13 protein-coding genes are annotated in these 20081 nt (G+C 35.2%); all 13 read right to left on the reverse strand.

Features of this window, described 5'->3' with window-relative positions; genetic code table 11:
- Nucleotides 1–293: 293 nt before the first annotated feature.
- Nucleotides 294–1433: an aldose epimerase family protein gene (locus tag E0W69_RS08240; RefSeq protein WP_131329606.1), complete on the reverse strand. Its 1140-nt coding sequence runs from the start codon at nucleotides 1431–1433 to the stop codon at nucleotides 294–296.
- Between the two features lie 15 nt (nucleotides 1434–1448).
- Nucleotides 1449–2432: an arabinan endo-1,5-alpha-L-arabinosidase gene (locus E0W69_RS08245; protein ID WP_131329608.1), complete on the reverse strand. Its 984-nt coding sequence runs from the start codon at nucleotides 2430–2432 to the stop codon at nucleotides 1449–1451.
- 2 nt (nucleotides 2433–2434) lie between these two features.
- Nucleotides 2435–4414, reverse strand: a complete 1980-nt coding sequence (locus E0W69_RS08250) for an alpha-L-arabinofuranosidase C-terminal domain-containing protein (RefSeq protein WP_131329610.1) — start codon at nucleotides 4412–4414, stop codon at nucleotides 2435–2437.
- Between the two features lie 5 nt (nucleotides 4415–4419).
- On the reverse strand, nucleotides 4420–5967 hold the full coding sequence (locus tag E0W69_RS08255) for an alpha-N-arabinofuranosidase (RefSeq protein WP_225321451.1): 1548 nt from the start codon (nucleotides 5965–5967) through the stop codon (nucleotides 4420–4422).
- Between the two features lie 10 nt (nucleotides 5968–5977).
- Entirely contained in the window at nucleotides 5978–6943 is a 966-nt protein-coding gene (locus E0W69_RS08260; RefSeq protein WP_131329612.1) for a glycoside hydrolase family 43 protein, read from the reverse strand.
- 7 nt (nucleotides 6944–6950) lie between these two features.
- Nucleotides 6951–8900: a glycoside hydrolase family 97 protein gene (locus E0W69_RS08265; protein ID WP_131329614.1), complete on the reverse strand. Its 1950-nt coding sequence runs from the start codon at nucleotides 8898–8900 to the stop codon at nucleotides 6951–6953.
- A gap of 12 nt (nucleotides 8901–8912) precedes the next feature.
- Complete coding sequence (locus E0W69_RS08270) at nucleotides 8913–10385, reverse strand: arabinan endo-1,5-alpha-L-arabinosidase (protein ID WP_131329615.1); 1473 nt, start codon at nucleotides 10383–10385, stop codon at nucleotides 8913–8915.
- A 20-nt stretch (nucleotides 10386–10405) separates the two neighbouring features.
- Nucleotides 10406–11971 (reverse strand): RagB/SusD family nutrient uptake outer membrane protein, encoded by a 1566-nt coding sequence (locus tag E0W69_RS08275; protein ID WP_131329616.1) that lies wholly within the window; start codon nucleotides 11969–11971, stop codon nucleotides 10406–10408.
- Nucleotides 11972–11982: 11 nt separating this feature from the next.
- Nucleotides 11983–15054, reverse strand: coding sequence for a SusC/RagA family TonB-linked outer membrane protein (locus E0W69_RS08280; RefSeq protein WP_131329617.1), 3072 nt, complete (start codon nucleotides 15052–15054; stop codon nucleotides 11983–11985).
- Between the two features lie 156 nt (nucleotides 15055–15210).
- On the reverse strand, nucleotides 15211–15915 hold the full coding sequence (locus tag E0W69_RS08285; protein WP_131329618.1) for an NUDIX hydrolase: 705 nt from the start codon (nucleotides 15913–15915) through the stop codon (nucleotides 15211–15213).
- A 71-nt stretch (nucleotides 15916–15986) separates the two neighbouring features.
- Nucleotides 15987–17681, reverse strand: coding sequence for a sodium:solute symporter family transporter (locus tag E0W69_RS08290; protein WP_131329619.1), 1695 nt, complete (start codon nucleotides 17679–17681; stop codon nucleotides 15987–15989).
- A gap of 77 nt (nucleotides 17682–17758) precedes the next feature.
- Complete coding sequence (araA, locus tag E0W69_RS08295) at nucleotides 17759–19243, reverse strand: L-arabinose isomerase (protein WP_131329620.1); 1485 nt, start codon at nucleotides 19241–19243, stop codon at nucleotides 17759–17761.
- Nucleotides 19244–19338: 95 nt separating this feature from the next.
- On the reverse strand, nucleotides 19339–20043 hold the full coding sequence (locus E0W69_RS08300) for an L-ribulose-5-phosphate 4-epimerase (RefSeq protein ID WP_225321452.1): 705 nt from the start codon (nucleotides 20041–20043) through the stop codon (nucleotides 19339–19341).
- Nucleotides 20044–20081 lie beyond the last annotated feature (38 nt).

Here is a 20081-nt window from a genome sequence, read left to right on the forward strand (position 1 = left end):
TATATTGTAAATACTTTTACTAAGTGAATCTTTTTTAATTTGTACTAATTCACTATTTTGGGCTAATAGTATAGTTACAAGAAATGAATTCAAAGTGAATAATATGAAGCGTATCAATACTTTCTTATTGGGAAAAAGAATAGACAAAATAAAAATATATTTAAAATCAAAAAATAACCTTAAAGATACTAATGTGCAGAGGCATAAAAAATTTAATGCCAATATAATCAGTACGCATTCGTTTGCATAAAAAAGCCTCACTGATATTAGCGAGGCTTTTCTTAAAAGAATTGCTATTTATTTACACTGATTTTATAAATCGTCTCTTGATGATATTTTTCTCCTGGTTTTAATTCTACACTTGGGAAAGTAGGTTGATTAGGAGAATCAGGAAAATGTTGCGTTTCTAAGGTTGCACCGGCAAATTTTACTGTTTTTTGGCCTTCATGAGCTACATATTCACCTTTTAAATAACAGGAAGTATAAAATTGAATACCCGGTTGGGTGGTGTACACATCTAAAACTAAACCCGTTTTATCATCACTGATAGTCGCTGCTTTTTTAGATATATCTCCACCTGTATTTAAAACAAAATTGTGATCATAACAGCTATCCGCTTGTGCTATGTTTTGTCCGATTTTATGCGAAGTAGTAAAATCATATGGAGTACCTTTTACATCCACCAATTTTCCAGTAGGAATTAAATTTTCCACTGGTGTATATTTATCCGCATTTATTTGAAAATTTTCACCTAGAACAGTATTTTCCAAATTACCCGTCAAGTTGAAATATGAATGATTGGTCATATTGATAATCGTAGGTTTATCAGTTGATGCATCATAGGTAATTTTCAACTCATTATTATCATTTAAAACATAGTGAACCGTCACGTCTAAATTACCCGGATAACCCTCTTCTCCATCCTTAGAAATATAGTGAAAATCAATGGTAGGTTTTGTACTATCAGGAATGGAGACTTCCCATACAACTTTGTCAAAACCTATATTACCACCATGCAAATGATTGGCCGCATCATTGGTAGCCAAACTATAATTCTTACCTTCTAAAGTAAATTTCCCTTTATTGATACGATTTCCAAATCTACCTATTGTCGCACCAAAATATGGTGGATGTTGTAGGTAGGTCGACAAACTATCAAAACCAACTACGATATTGTCCACCTTTCCTTCTTTATCTGGAAATGTCCATTGCGTAATCGTTGCGCCATAGTTGGACAATGTAACGATAGCCCCTTTGCCATTATCCAAAACATATTGTTTGATCTCCTTATTATCGTATTTACCCCAATCTTTAACGGTAATCGCTTTTACACTCGTGGTAGAATCTGTAGTGGCATCTTTAGTAGAACTATTGCTATTACAAGACCAAAAAAGAGGAATCAATGCGATAAGAGGTAAGATTAATTTTTTCATTTACTATTTTACTTTTTATTTTAATGTTGGCCAATCGTTTTGCCAAGAAATCTTTTTAATAATTAATTTGGGTGCACCATTATCCTTTCGATCATATCCATGACAAACAAAATAATCTCCATCAGACAAATTAACAACGGCATTGTGTCCAGCGGCGTAAAATCGTTCATCCGCACCTATTACCTCTGTCCCACCTCCGTCTGCCATTGATTTTCCATTTTCGTCTAAGTAAGGACCTTCAATACTTTTGGATCGTCCGACTTTCACATGATAGGTACTTTTTTCACCTCTACAACAATAATCGAAGGATACGAATAAATAAAAGTAACCATTTTTATGGAAAATAAAAGGTGCTTCTACTGCAGCATCTCCTGGAAGTGTATCGGCGATACCAAAACTACGTTCACGAGCAGCAATAGTGTACCATTTTTCAGGAGTGGCAATTTTTGTCAAACTTGGATCCATTTGTACCATTTTTAAGCCATTCCAAAAAGAACCAAAATCTAGCCAAGGTGTACCTTTTTCGTCAAAAATTAAATTAGGATCAATGGCATTCCAATCATCTTTTCCTGGAATAGATTGTAAAACTAAACCGTGATCTATCCATTTATATTTAGGACTATGACTATCAAGTGTAGTATTGGTAGCAACTCCTATAACAGAAGTATTTTTTGCAAATGCAGAAATAGCATAGTACAAATAATACTGACCGTTGTGAAAGCTAATATCTGGCGCCCAAATATGTCCTTTAAAACTTGGAATCAGTTTTTGAGCCCAAGCTGGTTGGTCTTTGGGAAATACAGAAGCTTCTTTTTTCCAATGTTTTTTGTCCGAAGAGGAAAAGAGATCAATGCCCCAACCTGTAGAAAACAAATAATATTTATTTCCTTCTTGGATCATTACAGGATCATGTACAATAGGCAAAGTATCTCCATCTGTCTGCGCAATTGAGCGTAAACAAATTAAGATACTAAAAAATATAAACCCGTATTTTTTCATAGTTAGTATTGTACTTTAACTACATAAAAAGTATTTGCAGCAGCGTCTAATTGAATTTTATTTCCTTTAATCGTTAAAGACGATTCTTTAGGTGCAACGTTTTCTGGATGATCGAAACTATTCACAGCTTGCATATCTTTTGATTGAAGCGTCACAAGTGTAGCAGATTTCATTTTTTCCTTATTTTTAATATCTACATCCAATTTTTTTGCATCTGCAGAAGCATTAACAATTTTTACAATAATTTCTTTCTTTTTTTCATCTTTTACACTAGAAATATAGAGTTTATTTTCTCCTTCTATCACTTTTCCATTTATAGTTGCGGATACAACGTCGGTTCCTTTATTCAAAGAGTAAAGCTGTTGCACATAATAGTCAGGTGTGGCATAAGTTTGTAAATTATTTACCCAAATCATATCTGGTGTCCATTGCCAAGCATCCACATGCGCAAATAATGGCGCATAAGACGCCATCTCCACAGCTCCCGCATTACGTTCCAAGCCAGTCATAAATGCCGCCTCAGAAAGTGCAGTTAACCAAGTATTGCGATTGGTAGGATTGGCCATACCATCACTTTGCGCAGCATATTCACCAGCAAACACTTTAGATCCATTTCTAGTATAGTTATCATATCTACCAGCATTATCCAAAAACCATTCTGGACTTCTATAGTAATGCTCATCAATATATGCGACTTTCATTTTGCGTAAAGTGTCATTCAAAAAGTCGAATTTTTCTCCGTTAGGATCCGTTCCAGAAGAACAAACTAACTTCATTTTTGGATACTTTTTGGCAATAGCGTCTTGGAATAAATGTAAACGTTCTACATATTGCGGCCCCCAGTTTTCATTACCAATTCCCATCATTTTTAGATTGAACGGCGCTGGATGTCCCATATCTGCACGTAATTTGCCCCATTTAGTTGTAGTTGCGCCATTGGCAAATTCAATTAAATCTAAAGCGTCTTGTACATAAGGATCTAATTCGGACATATCCTGCACTTCACTTGTATTGAATTGACAAGCCATACCGCAGTTAATAATTGGAAGCGGCTCCGCTCCTATATCTTCAGACAATTGAAAATATTCGAAAAATCCTAATCCAAAAGTTTGGAAATAATCTGGTGCAGGGCGGTGTGCAAACTCTGTATTCCAACGATTCATAATCAACTTACGCTCCTCAATCGGTCCAACTGTATTTTTCCATTGATAACGATTTGCTAGATCACGACCTTCCACAATACAACCTCCGGGAAATCTGATAAATCCAGGTTTCATATCCGCCAGTCTTTGCACCATATCCGCACGCAAACCACCAGGGCGATTTTTCCATGTATCTTTGGGAAATAAAGAAAGCATATCCAAATCCACATTACCTTCTCCAACTATCCAAATATTCGCACCTCCTTTTAATACGGTAGTATTGGAATTAAAGGAAACGGTCGCCTTGTGCCACTGTCCATCGGCATTTGATAATTGTAGTTGAGCAGAGCCAACAACTTTATTGGAACTATCGACTAGTTCTATATCCAAACTACGACCTGAGGTTTTAGTTCGATACATCACTGAAAAATCGTAGCCAACGCCCGCTTTTAGCCCCATCCCACGAAAACCTTCATTATACAAACCAAGATCTCCTTTGGAAGTTTTTCCTGCGGTTACTTGTAAATAACGAGGATTCTTAAGATTTTCTTTCTCACGATTCTCAACTAAGAAAACACCTTCTTTATTGGCTTTTCCTAATTTTTTCCAACCCATCAAAGGTTGTGTGAATTCGAAAGATCGATTTTTAATTAATTCAGCATACAAACCTCCATCTGCACCGAAATTAATATCTTCAAAAAATACACCCCACATAGTGGAAGGAACTTTTGCAATCGATTTTGTCGCATCAATATTTACCGTTGTATTTTGGGCAGAAGCTACAGATAACAATCCTGTAACGCCTGCCAACATACCAAAAAATTTATTTTTAGCTACCATGATCATTATTTTGAAAGTTCTAATACTATAGCAGAGAATGGCGGGATAGACAAACTTACTTTCCCATTTTTCAAACTTGCTTTTGTATATACTTCGGGTTCAATTTTATTTGGATTCTGAAATGTATTACAATTTGTCAATTTATCCGAAGTCAAAATTCTACCTTTTATAGTTTTATAGTTATTAGCATCCAAATCTAGCTCGACGGTTTGGGCATTGTGTGCATCAATATTTGCCAAACTTATATGCAATTTTTGACTTTTATCCACGGATGCAGATACGGAAACCGCGTCTAACTTTTTGCCATTATAATCATATTTAGGAGAAACATAGTTTGTAGGAATCAATTTTGCATCTTGATGTACGTTATACATTTCCATAATATGATACGTAGGCGTTAAAATCATTTTTTCTTTATCCGTTAAAATAACCGCCTGCAACACATTGACAATTTGCGCCAAATTAGCCAAACGAACACGATCACTATGATTATTAAAAATATTCAAAGTCGTCGCAGCGATCATTGCATCACGCATTGTATTTTGTTGGTATAAAAAACCTGGATTAGTACCAGGAGCTACGTCATACCATCCGCCCCATTCATCCACAACCAATGCCACTTTTTTCTCTGGATCATATTTATCCATTATGGCAGTATGTTTTTGAATCAAAGAATCCATAAATAATGCCGATTCCATCGTCTTAAAGTATCCTTCTTCTGTAAAGCTTTGGTCCGGTCCTTTTTTATTCCATTCAATTACAGCATAATGATGTAAAGCAATACCACTCAACATATTAGTAGGAATATTTTTCATCAATGTCTCGGTCCAATGATAGTCAGCGCTATTAGCTCCAGATGCTATTTTGAATAAAGGTTTCTTGGGATCATAGTCCGTCATAAATGTGGAATATCTACGATAAATATCCGCATAGTATTCTGGTCGCATATTACCACCACAGCCCCAAGCTTCATTACCTACACCCCAATATTGAACGCCCCAAGCGGAATCATGACCATTTTTTTTACGTAAATCACTCATAGGACTTTTGCCATCAAAATTGACATATTGTACCCAATCTGCTAATTCCTGAGGCGTACCACTTCCTGTATTTCCTGCCAAATAAGGCGTAGAACCCAACAATTGGCATAATCGTAAAAAGTCATGTGTACCGAAACTATTATCTTCCGTCACACCTCCCCACCATTTATTCACCATCGCTGGACGATCTTGTTTAGGACCGATGCCATCTTTCCAATGATAAGTATCTGCAAAACAGCCACCAGGCCAGCGTAATATAGGCACTTTTAATTTACGTAGCGCAGCGATAATATCATTTCTAATACCATCTGTATTCGGAATTTCACGAGCTGTATCTCCCACGTAAATACCATTATAAATACAATGACCTAAATGTTCGGCAAAATGTCCATAAATATTGGCACTAATCACTTGTTTGGCTGAATCATTTTCTACTCTTACTTTAGTCTGCGCTTTTGCTTGGAATGCACAGACTGCAATCGCCATGCTCGCTGTAAATCTTTTCAAATGCATATTATTCGGTTTATTTTGTCACACCTTCAGAAGTCATAATAATTCTTTTCATCGTACCGTCAGAATTATAGTGTAATTCATCCACACAAAAAGACCTTCTAAAGCTGCCACCATGTGTATTGATCGCACCGTTGTGATATATAAAATATGTTTTTCCTTTAAAATCAACTATTGCCTGATGATTGGTATTAGAGTTGCCAGCAAGTTCATTTAAAATCCCCATATAAGTCCAAGGACCTGTAACATTCTTACTCATGGCATAAACAATTTTTTCTGGAAATCCACTAGCATAGGATAAATAATACCATCCATTTCTATAGTTGATCCAAGGAGCTTCCGTATAATGGGGCAAATCAAATACGCCAATAGGACCATCTAATTCAATCATATTTGGTTTTAATTTTGCATAGTAGCATTTCGTATTACCCCAAATCAACCACGCCTGACCGTCTTTATCCACTATAACCGTAGGATCAATATCATCCCAAGATATATTAGTTTCTTTGGTCATATCATTTGTTATTAATGCTTTTCCTAATGCATCTTTATAAGGACCTACAGGATTGTCAGACACTGCTACTCCAATAGATTTCCCATGAATCGTTCCATGTGATATAGCAACATACCAATAATATTTTCCATTTCTTTTAATAACTTGAGAGGCCCAAGCATCATCTTTTGCCCAAGAAAATGCTTTAACATTTAATGGAGACGGATAAGCGGTCCAAGTCTTCAAATCCTTTGTAGAATAAACAAGCCATTCATGCATTTCATAAAATTCTTTATTATCGAGAGCTTCGTCATGCCCAGCGAAAACATAAAGTGTTCCATTATCCACAAGTGCGGCAGGATCGGCTGTATATTTATCTGTGACTATGGGATTACCATTAGCAACAAAGGTTTGTTGTGCGTTAGCTTGATTACTATAATTAATTAGACCAAACACCAACGCCAAAGAACAAATATATTTTTTCATAATTTTTTTATTCAAATACTAAAACAAATCCACCATTTGCTTTTAATGTCAATTCGGATGGCTTATTCGCAAAATCATTTTGCATAATGCTATTAGACGCATAACCATCTGTAAATATTTTACCTTTTGCATTTTTCGGTAAAAATGATAAGTCTAAATCTATTTTACAACTAGAAGAATCGCCATTCAAACCAGCGACAAACCATTTTTCGCCAGATTTTCTAGCAATAACTATAAATTTTCCAGGATAGCCATCTAAGAATTTTACATCATCCCAATGTGTAGGTAAATTTTGTAAAAATGATTTTACATAGTCTGGCTCGTGACTCATTCCTTCTGGAGATTCTGCAAAATGTTGAATTCCAGAAAGCAATACCACACTCGTCGCTAACTCAAAAGTGGGTGTAGTTTTGCGATGAACATGCGTAGGGATTTTATACAAATTCATTGGAGTAAAATCCATTGGGTCAAACAAATTTCGTGTAAATGGCAACATCGTAACATGATTAGCTTCTTGATCTGCGGCCTTTTGCTCGAATGTAACTGATTCGAAACCTTTCACTGCTTCTGTTGTCATTAGATTGGGATAAGTACGCGCCCAACCTCTTGGCAAAGTTGCACCATGAAAATTGACCATTAAGCCATAATGAGCCGCGTCATTTAAAATATCTATATAGTATTTAATTACAGATTGTCCATCGCCGCCAAAGAAGTCAACTTTGATTCCTTTGATACCCATTTTTTGTAATTTGGAAAACTCTGCTTCACGACTTTCATGCGTCAACAATTTAGTCTTAGGTGTATATTTTACTGTATTCCAGTCACCTGCGGAATTATACCAAAGCAATAAACCAACATTTTTCGATTGTCCATATTTTGACAACTCCGCCATTTTTTCATAACCAATTTTCTGATCCCAATTCACATCAATCAAACAATATTTCCAGTGCATAGAAGCAGCAAAATCAATATATTTTTTTTGTTCCTCATAGACTATAAAATCATCCTTGCTATTAATCCAACTCCAAGATGCTTGTCCTGTTTTACAAAGTGATTCTGGATATTTTGCCTCATCAGCAACATCAGTACCCAAGGTAGACTCTACTAATGATTTTAAACTACCAATAGTAATGACACGCCAAGGGCTATAGAAAGATTGTTTTGATTTTGGCAAAATGCCGCCATTCTTAATGATAGTTTCTTTTAAATCGGGAAAAGCAATACTATAATTTCCATTTGTAGAAATTGGATCTAATCTAGTAGCGCAATAGTTACCATCCAACCCAGCTTCCGTAATTGCCATCCAAGTATTTCCTTTATGAAAAAGTGCGGGATAAACCCAACCCGTTTTGGTCGACTCTTGCATTCCCACAGGAATATCTTGTTGATAATTTTCTTCGTAAGAAGGATTAGTCGCTTCCCATCCAGATTTAGCGACAGCTACTGGTTGCAAAAATGCTTTTGTTTCGGGTAAAAATTGAAAAGAAGTATTTTCCTTTTCTACTTGAATTGCTTTGCCAGAATTATTTTTTATTACATACCTAAATGCTAAGCCGTCATCAAACATTTTGAATTCCATCGGCAATGTATCAGTATCATTGATCAATAGAATTTTGTATAAATTATAGGAATGATTGATGGAATATTTTTTCGCATTTAAAATAGAATATTGGGCAACTTGACTAGATTTTTGGCATAATATGATCTGTTTAAATCTATTTAAATTTCCTTTCGTGGATAATTCTAAACCCAGTTGAGAGTGATCTAGTAATATTGTATTGTGGTAAAAAATTTGATAAGATGCATCACCTTTTTCATTCGAAATTATTTTGCAAATGATTTCACTATTGGGACTTTTAAAATCCAAATTGGAGGAAATTATAGTTTGTGTATATCCATTAGAAATACCAATAAACATGCTAAATAAATAAACAAAAAAGGCAATACAATAACGCATCAAATTCAAATTTTACTGAGATAATTTTTTCATCCAAATAGCTGTACCATCACCATTAAATCCAGAAAGAACAATAGTTGAGGTTACATGATTTTCCCAATCTCTATCTCTAGAAACATGAAGCTTATCTACAAATGCAGTTCCCCAATGTAATTCTAACCAAGGCGAATTATAAGTCCATGTATTATTTTTATCTCCATTAATAGTTCCATCTTGGTTTAAAGTGGTTTTGAAAGAGTAATTATATTGAGGATCAGTTTGTGTCTCTGCAAAACCAGGAACAACGCTGTACCCCAATACAACCTCTTCAAAATTACCTATTAATTCAGAACTACCAACTGTAGAATCAGAAATATTTGCAAATCTTTCTGGTGAGGCTACTGGCCAGCCATCACTTGTCCAATATAATTTTCTTACGTGCAAATCCATATAAGCCAAATCTTCACCAGGACGTCCTTGATGAGCTATATAATATTGTCCATCTTGCATAAATACTGAACAATGGGAGACTCCCGCCCAACCACTTTGATTTTCAAATTTATATGGAGCAATTATCATAGGACCATGATCAACGGCTAAGTCAACATTATTTCCACTCCAATCTAAGAATGGTCCAGTCGGAGTACTAGATCTATAAACACGTGTATTATATTTGGTAGACAACCAGTCATATGCGACAAACAAATAATACATCTTGGTTGAATCATTGTAGATAATTTCTGGTCCTTCAAGATTTCCATTAATCATCCCATTGGTACTACCACGTCTAACAATTCTAGTTCCAATAGTCAATGAATCAATCGCCAAACCTGTCGATGGATTTAGTTCTTTCATAAACAAACCATCCCAAGAGGAGCCATAGTATAAATACATTTTACCATCAGTAGCGGTAACTACAGTAGGATCAATTGCATTGGTACCTGCTCCTGCGGTTTTTGAAGTTACCACTAATCCTTTTTCAGTCCACGGACCCAAAGGATTAGTTGCAGTTGCTAATCCTATAGCACTTATTCTATCGCCATTAGACGCAAGAGAATAATATAGTCTGTATTCATTACCAACTTGCATTACATAAGGAGCCCACAATGATTCATTTGGTGTAGCACCTTGTGATTCAATATAAGCACTACCTTTTGCTGGCAATTGATCAAATACCCAACCCATAAAATACCAATCCACTAAATCTTTGGAACGTCTTATTTGCAATCCTGCACGAATCGAAGTACCATATGCTACATCTGTACTGTAACAATAGTAATAGTCTCCAAATTTCTTAATGGATGGATCGTGTACATTATAAACCGTCCAATTATAAAACATGCTTGAAGAGGCATATTGCGGATAAACATCATAAATTTTGTTTATATCAAAATATATATTGTTATCTATGGTACCTGCATCATTGAATGTGTGATCTTTTTTACAGCTAACATTCAATAATAAAATGCTAGCAAAAGCGGCAAGGGTTCGTTTTGTAATATTCATATAACAGCGTGTTGCGATTATTAGTAGGTTTTATTTTGTGTAACATTCGGATTATTATCAATCTCAGTTTGAGGAATTGGATAATATTCTTTTCCAGGAATATAATTGTTAAATTCAGAATCTCTTAGTTTAAGTGCCGCTAATTTTGTCGGATCTGCTAACCAGCCCCATCTTTTGATATCATCAAATCTGTGGCCTTCTAAACAAAACTCCAATAATCTTTCATGTGAAATCTGAGTACGCATTTGGTCTTGAGAGTAGGATGCAAATTCTGTGGTACGAACTGTTAATTTAGCACGATTACGTACTAACGTAATATAGTTTGCACATTCAGAAACATTGCCCAATTCGTTCTCTGCTTCTGCATACATCAATAGTACGTCAGAATAGCGCATCAATCTTTCATTTATTCCGCTTTTCCAATCAAATTCATCCGCTTTGGTACTCCAGTTTTCATATTTTTTTGCAAAAAATTGGTTCAAATATGGTGTACCTGCATAGATTGTTTGGAAATCTTTGAAATATAAAGGCTCATTCGGTTTATTATAAAACATAGTTTCACCTAAACGAAGATCCACACTACCATCTGCAGATTTTTCTTGTAAAAATTCATTATATGCAGATTCTGTTAATTGTACATCAGTATATCCAAAATTTGGAGCGCCATAAGTTACAGCTCTAGCAGATACTTTCGCCCAAGTAGAGTTTGGAATACCTTGCCATCCTAATACAGTACCGCCAACTGTTGTTGAAAATTGAACTTCAAAAATGGATTCTTTATTATTTTCAAAACTTTCAGTGAAATTATCGCCATAGTTGTCCATCAAACCATAAACACCTAAATCTATTACTGCCTTAAATTCTGCAGCAGCTTTGTCATATTGTTTTGTAAACAAATACGTTTTACCCAAATAAGCCATGGCTGCACCTTGAGTAGCTCTTCCTAATTCTCCTTGATCTGAACCGCTGACATTATTGTATGAAGTTGGCAATAAAGGAATTGCTGCAGTGAAATCATCTTCCACTCTTTGCCACCCTTCTTCTTCTGTTGATTGCGTAACAGTATAGTCAACAGATGAGGCTGCAGGCGTTGTAGGTAAAGGTACACGGCCCCACATATTAACTAAATGAAAATAATACAATCCTCTTAAGAAATAAGCTTGACCAAGTACTCTGTTTTTAATATCGTCATCCATATTGATATCTGGAACATTTTTTATTACTTGATTACATCTATAAATTCCTTCATAGTAAGCATCAAATGCAAAACCGTAACCATCGGCAACACTCGTACCTAAAGTAAACTTTGCAGCTTGTGCAATAGCAGTCCATCCGCTATTACTCATCACATCATCCCCTCTTACATCAAGTAATATCGGAGAAAAACGCATATAACCTCCATCTAGTAAAAGCGGTGCATACGCTGCGTTTATTCCTTGCAAGGCATCAGAAGAATCTTTCCAAAAAGTCTCTGTAGTTTCTAGATTAGGATTACTTTGATCTAATTTTTTCGAACAAGATGTCGCTACTAATCCTAAAATTGCAGTAGCTGCACATGTATTAAATATATTTTTGAAGAATTTCATATGATTTAATTTTAAAAGCTGAATTGCAAACCAAACATATATGTACGAGGATTAGGGAAAGAACCATAATCATAACCACGACTAAATAAACCGTCAGAAATGAAGTCTGGATCATAGCCTTTATATTTAGTTATAGTCCAAAGATTCTGACCAGACAAATAGAATCTTAAATTTTTAACCTTATATTTTTCCAATAATTTGGACGAGAAAGAATATCCAATTTGCGCATTTTGAAATTTGGCATAAGAACCACTTTGTACAAATCTATCTGAGAATCTATTGTTGCCAGAAGGATCGTTAATCGCTGGTTTGGGGATATTTGTATTTGTATTAGTTGGTGTCCAATAGTTCAACTCATCTGTATGTGCATTATTGTAACCACCACTCATTAATGATTGATATACGGCATTAAACACTTTACTTCCTAAATTACCTTGGAAAAATAAACTTAAATCAAAGTTTTTATAAGATGCATTATAGTTAAATCCGAAATAAAATTTTGGAATTGCAGAACCTAAATACACACGATCCTTTGCGTCTGTAATAGTATAGTCGTGATTGTTATCATTACCATTTTGAGCTTGAAAAATCACATCACCAGGACTTGTTGAGGCATTTTGATAGGCATGGCTTTGAACTTGTGCTTCTGATTGGAAAATTCCTTCCGTACGATATCCATACAATTCACCTACTTCATGCCCCACTTCGGTCTTACTTCCAGCACCATAAATAGGACTATTATTTCCACCAAGAGATAACACTTTGTTACTAAGTGTATAAAAATTTGTACTTATATCAAAATTAAAATCACCTTTTGTTTTCTTATAACCTAACGTAAATTCAAATCCATGATTTTCAACAGATGCTGCATTAGTTGTTACGGATTGCGGATAAGAACCAACTGAATAAGGAATAGGAATAGATGTCAGGATATCAGAGGATTTTCTTTTAAAATACTCAGCAGTTAAGGTCAAGGCATCATTAAAGAATCCGAAATCCATGGCAATATTTGTAGTCGTAGTAGTTTCCCATTTCAAATTTTGATCTGTAACAGAAACGTTTGTTGATCCAGTTGCCAAACTATTATTGAATAAATAGTTCGCTGAATTGATGATATAACTTTGCCAACTATACGCACCCAGTGAACTTTGATTACCCAAACTACCGTAACCAGCTCTTAATTTTAATGTACTGATATCAGATGGTAAATTCAAAAAATGCTCATTTGCAATATTCCAAGCTGCAGCAACACCATAAAAATTACCATATCTATTTGCTGGACTGAATTTAGAAGAACCATCACGTCTTAAATTTACTGTCAACAAATAACGTTCATCATAGTTATAGTTTACTCTACCTAAATACGACAATAAATTAGAACCATCTTTATAACTTACTATATTTTTTGCATTGGAGTTTGCGATAGCATCAAATGTTTGAAATTGCAAATCCCCATCATCTTGCGCAGAAGCAGTCATAGATTCAAATGTGTTTTCCTGATATGTCATACCTCCTAATAAATCGAGTCTATGCCTGCCCGTTTTCAAATTGTAGGTAAGCAAATTTTCAACTATACCTACAGTTTGTGTGCCCATTTGTTGCATCATATAGTACTGACTATTGATATAATAGTAACCCATATCGAAACTAGGTTCATAATGAAAATTTTTGAAATTCGTTCTATCGTAGCTTACATTAATTTTATACTTTAGATTTTTAACGAATTCTATTTCACCCCAACCATTTAAAAAAGTTCTTTCTCTATTACTCCAATCGGTCACTAGATTATTCAAGCCGACAACGTTTGTAGATACCACTTTTCCATTAATAGCATCATTTACCCCTCCGTATCCACCTTTGTGCGTACTATCAAAAACTGGCATCGTTGGAATTGCAGTAACCATACTTGTTACAGATCCACCGTACACCGCATGACCATTGGTTACACCATAATTACCTTTATGAGATTTTACGTAAGAAAATTTTCCACCAAAAGAGAATTTTCCTTTATGCCCTTGTAAACTAGAATTAACCGTATATCGATTATAATTTTGAGGACCTTTTTGATAACCCGTTTGATCAAAATATCCTAAATCTACGTTGTAGGTGGTGTATTTTGATCCACCAGAAATGCCAATCGTATGATCTGTGATTAAACCAGTTTTCGTAGCTTCTTTCTGCCAATCTGTATTTATATCTGTAATGTAATTTGGATTAGATGGATCATTTCCTGGAGTATGTGCAATTCCAGCATTTGTTTCAGCTGCGTATACGATCTTTTGATATTCTGCAGCATTAGTCAAAGACAATTTTCGTGGTAAATGTTGCATACCTAAATATCCATTATAACGAACTATAGGTGGTCCATTTTTACCTTTTTTAGTTGTAATGATTACTACACCTGTTGCGGCCCTAGATCCATAAATGGCAGCAGCAGAGGCATCTTTTAATACTTGAATACTTTCAATATCATCTGGAGAGAAGTCATACGGATTATCTACAGGAATACCATCTATTACAAATAAAGGACTATTATTTCCAAAAGTACTAATACCTCGAATTTTAATTGCCACATAGCCCCCAGGTTCCCCAGAGCCTTGTACACTCACACCTGCAGCCTGACCTTGTAACATTTTTGCCACATCATATGTCGCGGCTTTTTTTGCATTATCCACATTTACTATAGAGACAGAACCTGTAAGATCTTTCTTTTTTACAGCACCATAACCAACAACAACAACATCATCTAAATCTGTCAAACGATGCGACATGATAATTGGCAGATTATTTTTATCTACAGGAATAACATAGTCTTTAGTATCATAACCTACAATTGAAATCACAAGCGTATTGCCGGCTAAAGACTTGACACTGAAATATCCTGAATCATTGGAGTAAGTGACTTTATTAGAGCCTTTCAGTAAAATCGAAGCATTTACTATGGGCTGTTGTGTTGAATCCAATATCCGTCCTTTAAAGACAGTAGAATCCTGAGCATTGGCATTTATTGCCAGTAGTAGACAACTATTCAATATCCCTTTTAAAGCTAGTTTTTTAAGCTTTTTTGGTTGTTTAAAATTCATATAGCTCTTTTAATATGAAAAGATTGAAGACTATTCGTTAAAAATTTTAATTGTTTTTATTACAATTATTAAAAAAAACAAACATTCGTTATTATGCAAACAAAAATAAAACAATTATTTAATAATTGTATAAAAAACTTTTATTTTTTTATGGAATTATTTTAGCGTTGGTTTGTGTACGAAATTGAGGAAAGATTTGAAACCTGCATTGTATTTTTTTACATCTACTTTATAGTAAAAAGCGCCTTTTTTGGAACCTAGTTTGTCCTTTTCTTTTAATTTTACAAGTAGCCCAGTAGACAGAATTTTTTTATTAAAGTTACCTTTATCTAATGTAGTGTTGTACACTTCTTCGTAAAGATGTTGTAGTTGTGGTATCGTAAATTTAGAGGGTAATAATTCAAATAGCAATGGGTGCAGGGCCGCTTTATATCGCAGTCTTTCTTTGGCCATATTTACCATTTCATCATGATCAACTATTAAGTTTGGTAATTCATTTATCGAAAACCATTCTGGATGATATTCTTTATGAATTTGTTTTTCATATTTATTGATGTCAATTAATGCAAATACTGCAGCAGTTACAATTCTGGTTTTAGCTTCTCGTTTTGGATCACTGAAAACGTGCATTTGTTCCATATAAATTCCTTCCAAACCTGTTAGATCCTTTAATACTCTTGCTGCTGCATCTTCGATGCTTTCATTTTTATTGACAAAACCACCCAATAAGCTCCATTCTCCTTTGTAAGGTTCAAAACCACGGCGAATTGCCAAAAGCTTCAGTTGATCTCCATCAAAACCAAAAATGATGCAGTCAATTGCAAATAATAACGGAGTCTGATCAGAATAAATACTACGCATAAAATTGTATTGTCAAGTATGCAAGATAGGAATATTATTAAAATTTATAATATTCCTATCATTTAAATTAATTACCAAAATTTCGCATATATGGCAGTAAATAAAATAATTATAACTACCATCAAGGCAATAGTTTGTGGTTTTAATTTCAATAAAGATTTATCCATTGTAAATGCTTTCGGATTTATCTTAGGACCGGCCAAACTCATCAATATCATGATGACTAAAGTCCATGCGAAAGACAATCCCATACAAATCAAAAACGGAATTTCAAATTTACCATTTGTTCCTTTGTAAGCAGTATACATAAAGGTATTAGGACCAAGGATTTCTACGGCAAACTCATTGAAAAATACACACAATACGAATCCTAACAAGATCCCTGTGACGGCAGCAGCCCCTGTAGTTCTTTTCCAAAACATGCCTAACATAAATGCAGCTAAAACTCCTGGACTAATAAAACCTGTATATTTTTGAATAAATGTAAAACCACCTGCGCCACCAATTCCTAATAAATCATCCCATGTAAAAAATAAACCAACAATCATAGCAACTACAACTGTCCATTTACCAATAGATACTAATTTCTTCTCAGAATGTGTACCATCATTTGACCTAAAATATTCTTTAAATAAATCAAGTGTAAATATGGTCGATATACTATTCAATTTACCAGCTAAAGAAGCGATAATTGCAGCAGACAAAGCAGCTATAGATAGCCCCTTAAGACCATTGGGTAAAAATGTTAAAATCGCTGGATATGCATGATCTTTACCTTCACTTAATTGAGGTAACAAGCCTTTTTGATATAAAACATATGCTGCAATACCAGGGACCATTACCACTGCTGGCATCAACATTTTTAATAACCCTGCAAACATTAATCCTGAACGTGCAGTAGTAATATCGGCACCTAAAGCTCTTTGTGTAATGTATTGATTCGTTCCAAAATATTCCAAATTGACAATCCATTGTCCCAAAGCATACATGGCAATACCTGGTAAAATCAAAAATTTATCAATCTCAGCGGGTGGCGTATTCGCCTTGGGTTTAGAGAACATTAAATGAAAATGATCAGGAGCTGCTTTCAACATTGCATGAAAACCTGCAATAGCATCGCGTCCTAATCCAAATTTTTCACTAACTATAACTAAAGCCATATAGGTTGTCGCTAGACCACCTATCAATAAGATCGCAACTTGTATCGCATCGGTATAACCAATAACTTTCATACCTCCTAGCGCAATAATCACTGCGCAAATAGCAAATATGATCATTACAGTATGCATGTGATTACCTGGCAATAATGCATTAATGGCCAATGCACCCAAGTATAAAATAGAAGTTAAATTAACAAAAACGTATAATAACAACCAAAATATAGCCATAATCAAGGCCACATTTTTATTAAACCGCATTTTTAGAAACTGCGGCATGGTATATATTTTATTTTTTAGATAAATGGGCAAAAACCAAATAGCAATAATAATAAGTGACAATGCTCCCACCCACTCATAAGCACCAATAGCAATACCTACAAAAAAACCATCACCACTCATGCCTATAAATTGCTCTGCAGAAATATTGCTGGCAATCAATGAAGCGCCTATAGCCCACCATGTAAGTGAACCTTCCGCTAAAAAATAATCATGACTAGAAACGGCTTCGTTTTTTTTACGGTTATATACCCAGAAACCATAACCACCAAGCATGATAAAATAAAAAACAATGATAATGTAATCAATGTGAATCAGACTTCCTGACATGACAATGCAACTTAATTTGTTAGAAAATCCGTAGCTGCATTTTGGTCAACAGCTACGGTGAAATATTTATTTAAATACTAGCGATAAAATTTATCATTCCAACGCAAAGTATTCTTGAAATCATGCAATTTAGTATTTTCGTCGATAACTACGTATTCAATTCCTGCCATTTCTGCAAAGTCTTCTAATTGTTCTGCTGAAAGATTCTGACTATAACAAGTATGGTGCGCTCCACCAGCAAGAATCCAAGCAGTTGCAGCCGTTTGCAAGTCTGGTAATGGTTTCCATATAACGCGCGCTACTGGCAATTTTGGTAATTCTTCTTTGATCTCAACACCTTCTGTTTTATTGACCAACAATCTGAAATGATTGCCAAAATCCATTAAAGACGCGACTAGAGACTCTCCACCTTTTGCATTGAAAACTAAACGAACGGGGTCTGCTTTGCCACCAATTCCCAACGGATGTACTTCTAAAGACGGTTTATCTACGGCAAGTGCTGCGTCAACTTCCAACATATGCGAACCCATTATAGTAGAAAATTCTGGATCCAAATTATAGGTATAGTCTTCCATAAAAGCATTTGCACCGTCTAAGCCCTCTCCCATTACCTTCATTGCTCTTACCAAAGCCGCAGTTTTCCAATCTCCTTCTCCTGCAAAACCATAACCTTTTTGCATCAAACGTTGCACTGCCAAACCTGGCAATTGAACCATTCCATGCAAATCTTCGAAAGTATCAGAAAATCCTTTGAAGCCACCTTCTTCCAAAAATTTAGTCAAACCAATTTCGATTTTAGCTGCTTCAACTAGAGATGTTCTGTCTTTTCCACCTTCCAATAAACTTGGAGCTACATTGTAACTTGCTTCGTACTCAGCAATCAAGGTATTGATTTCCGCTTCAGTTGTTTTATTTATAATTTCTACTAAATCACCAATACCATAAGAATTTACAGAAAACCCAAATGTAGATTCGGCCTCGACTTTATCGCCATCAGTAACCGCTACAAAACGCATATTGTCGCCGAAACGAGCGAATTTTGCACCTTGCCAATCGTCCCAACCGGCAGCGACTCTTGTCCAATCACCTATTTGTTTTTGTACTTTTGGATCTTCCCAATATCCGGTAACTACTTTACGATTTTTACGCAAACGGCTAACTATAAATCCAAATTCACGGTCACCATGTGCACTTTGATTTAAATTCATAAAGTCCATGTCCATCGTAGACCAAGGGATATCGCGATTAAATTGTGTATGCAAATGCAACAATGGTTTTTGTAAAGCATTCAAACCTCGAATCCACATTTTGGCTGGAGAAAAAGTATGCATCCAAGTGAGGATACCTATACAATCTTTTGCAGCATTCGCAGCCGTCAATGTTTCATATATTTCGTCTGTAGTTTTAACAGTCTCTTTCCAAATAACTTTTACAGGAATTGCGGAAGAAGCATCTAAGGCTGCGGCAATTGTTTTTGCATGTTCAGCTACTTGAGCCAAAGTTTCTGGACCGTATAAATGTTGACTCCCTGTGACAAACCAAACTTCTTTTGTACTTAACATCTTTCTAATTATGAGTTGTGAATTATTAATATTTTTATGCTTAAAACCGAAAACGTAATGGTGAAAGCCTTGAGCCTTAAGCTTTATGCGTTTAGCTATTTCTGTCCATAATATGCATTTGCACCATGCTTACGTTGATAGTGTTTTTCAATCAAAGCGGGTTTTAGTAGCGGATTATTTGGGTGAATTTGCAAAGTGAACATGGCCATTTTAGCAATTTCTTCCAATACTACACTATTGTAAACCGCTTTCGCAGCGTTTTTACCCCAAGTGAATGGTGCATGACTACCAACTAAAATCATTTCTACATCTTGATGTGTAATGCCACGATCTTTCAAGGCATTCATTATCTGAAAACCAGTTTCGTATTCATATTGTCCTTTAATCATTTCATCATCCATTGGCGGCGCGCAAGGAATATTTAAAGTAGTATGGTCAGCATGCGTCGTTCCGAAGATAGGTATATCCATAATCGCTTGAGCCCATGCGGTTCCATAGGTACTATGTGTATGCACTATACCTCCGACATCTTCCCAATGTTTATATAGTACGGCATGTGTAGGCGTATCAGAGGAGGGTCTTAAATCACCCTCAACTATATTTCCATCAAAATCTACAATCACCATTTTTTCAGGCGATAATTGCTCATATGGAACACCACTCGGTTTGATGGCAAATACACCACGACCATGATCAGCCGAACTCACATTTCCGAAAGTGACTATAACTAAATTATTTTTAGGCAATTCCATATTGCCTGCGTATGCTTCTTCTCTTATTTGTTTGAATGCGTTGTCCACTATATATGAATTAGTAGTTATAAATTAAACCAAAAGCT

Origin of the sequence: Rhizosphaericola mali, assembly GCF_004337365.2 — a bacterium.
GTDB lineage: Bacteria > Bacteroidota > Bacteroidia > Chitinophagales > Chitinophagaceae > Rhizosphaericola > Rhizosphaericola mali.

Coding starts and splice junctions, on each gene's coding strand:
- E0W69_RS08240 (WP_131329606.1), bottom strand. CDS start 1,433: ATGAAAAAATTAATCTTACCTCTTATCGCATTGATTCCTCTTTTTTGG.
- E0W69_RS08245 (WP_131329608.1), bottom strand. CDS start 2,432: ATGAAAAAATACGGGTTTATATTTTTTAGTATCTTAATTTGTTTACGC.
- E0W69_RS08250 (WP_131329610.1), bottom strand. CDS start 4,414: ATGGTAGCTAAAAATAAATTTTTTGGTATGTTGGCAGGCGTTACAGGA.
- E0W69_RS08255 (WP_225321451.1), bottom strand. CDS start 5,967: ATGCATTTGAAAAGATTTACAGCGAGCATGGCGATTGCAGTCTGTGCA.
- E0W69_RS08260 (WP_131329612.1), bottom strand. CDS start 6,943: ATGAAAAAATATATTTGTTCTTTGGCGTTGGTGTTTGGTCTAATTAAT.
- E0W69_RS08265 (WP_131329614.1), bottom strand. CDS start 8,900: ATGCGTTATTGTATTGCCTTTTTTGTTTATTTATTTAGCATGTTTATT.
- E0W69_RS08270 (WP_131329615.1), bottom strand. CDS start 10,385: ATGAATATTACAAAACGAACCCTTGCCGCTTTTGCTAGCATTTTATTA.
- E0W69_RS08275 (WP_131329616.1), bottom strand. CDS start 11,971: ATGAAATTCTTCAAAAATATATTTAATACATGTGCAGCTACTGCAATT.
- E0W69_RS08280 (WP_131329617.1), bottom strand. CDS start 15,054: ATGAATTTTAAACAACCAAAAAAGCTTAAAAAACTAGCTTTAAAAGGG.
- E0W69_RS08285 (WP_131329618.1), bottom strand. CDS start 15,915: ATGCGTAGTATTTATTCTGATCAGACTCCGTTATTATTTGCAATTGAC.
- E0W69_RS08290 (WP_131329619.1), bottom strand. CDS start 17,681: ATGTCAGGAAGTCTGATTCACATTGATTACATTATCATTGTTTTTTAT.
- araA (WP_131329620.1), bottom strand. CDS start 19,243: ATGTTAAGTACAAAAGAAGTTTGGTTTGTCACAGGGAGTCAACATTTA.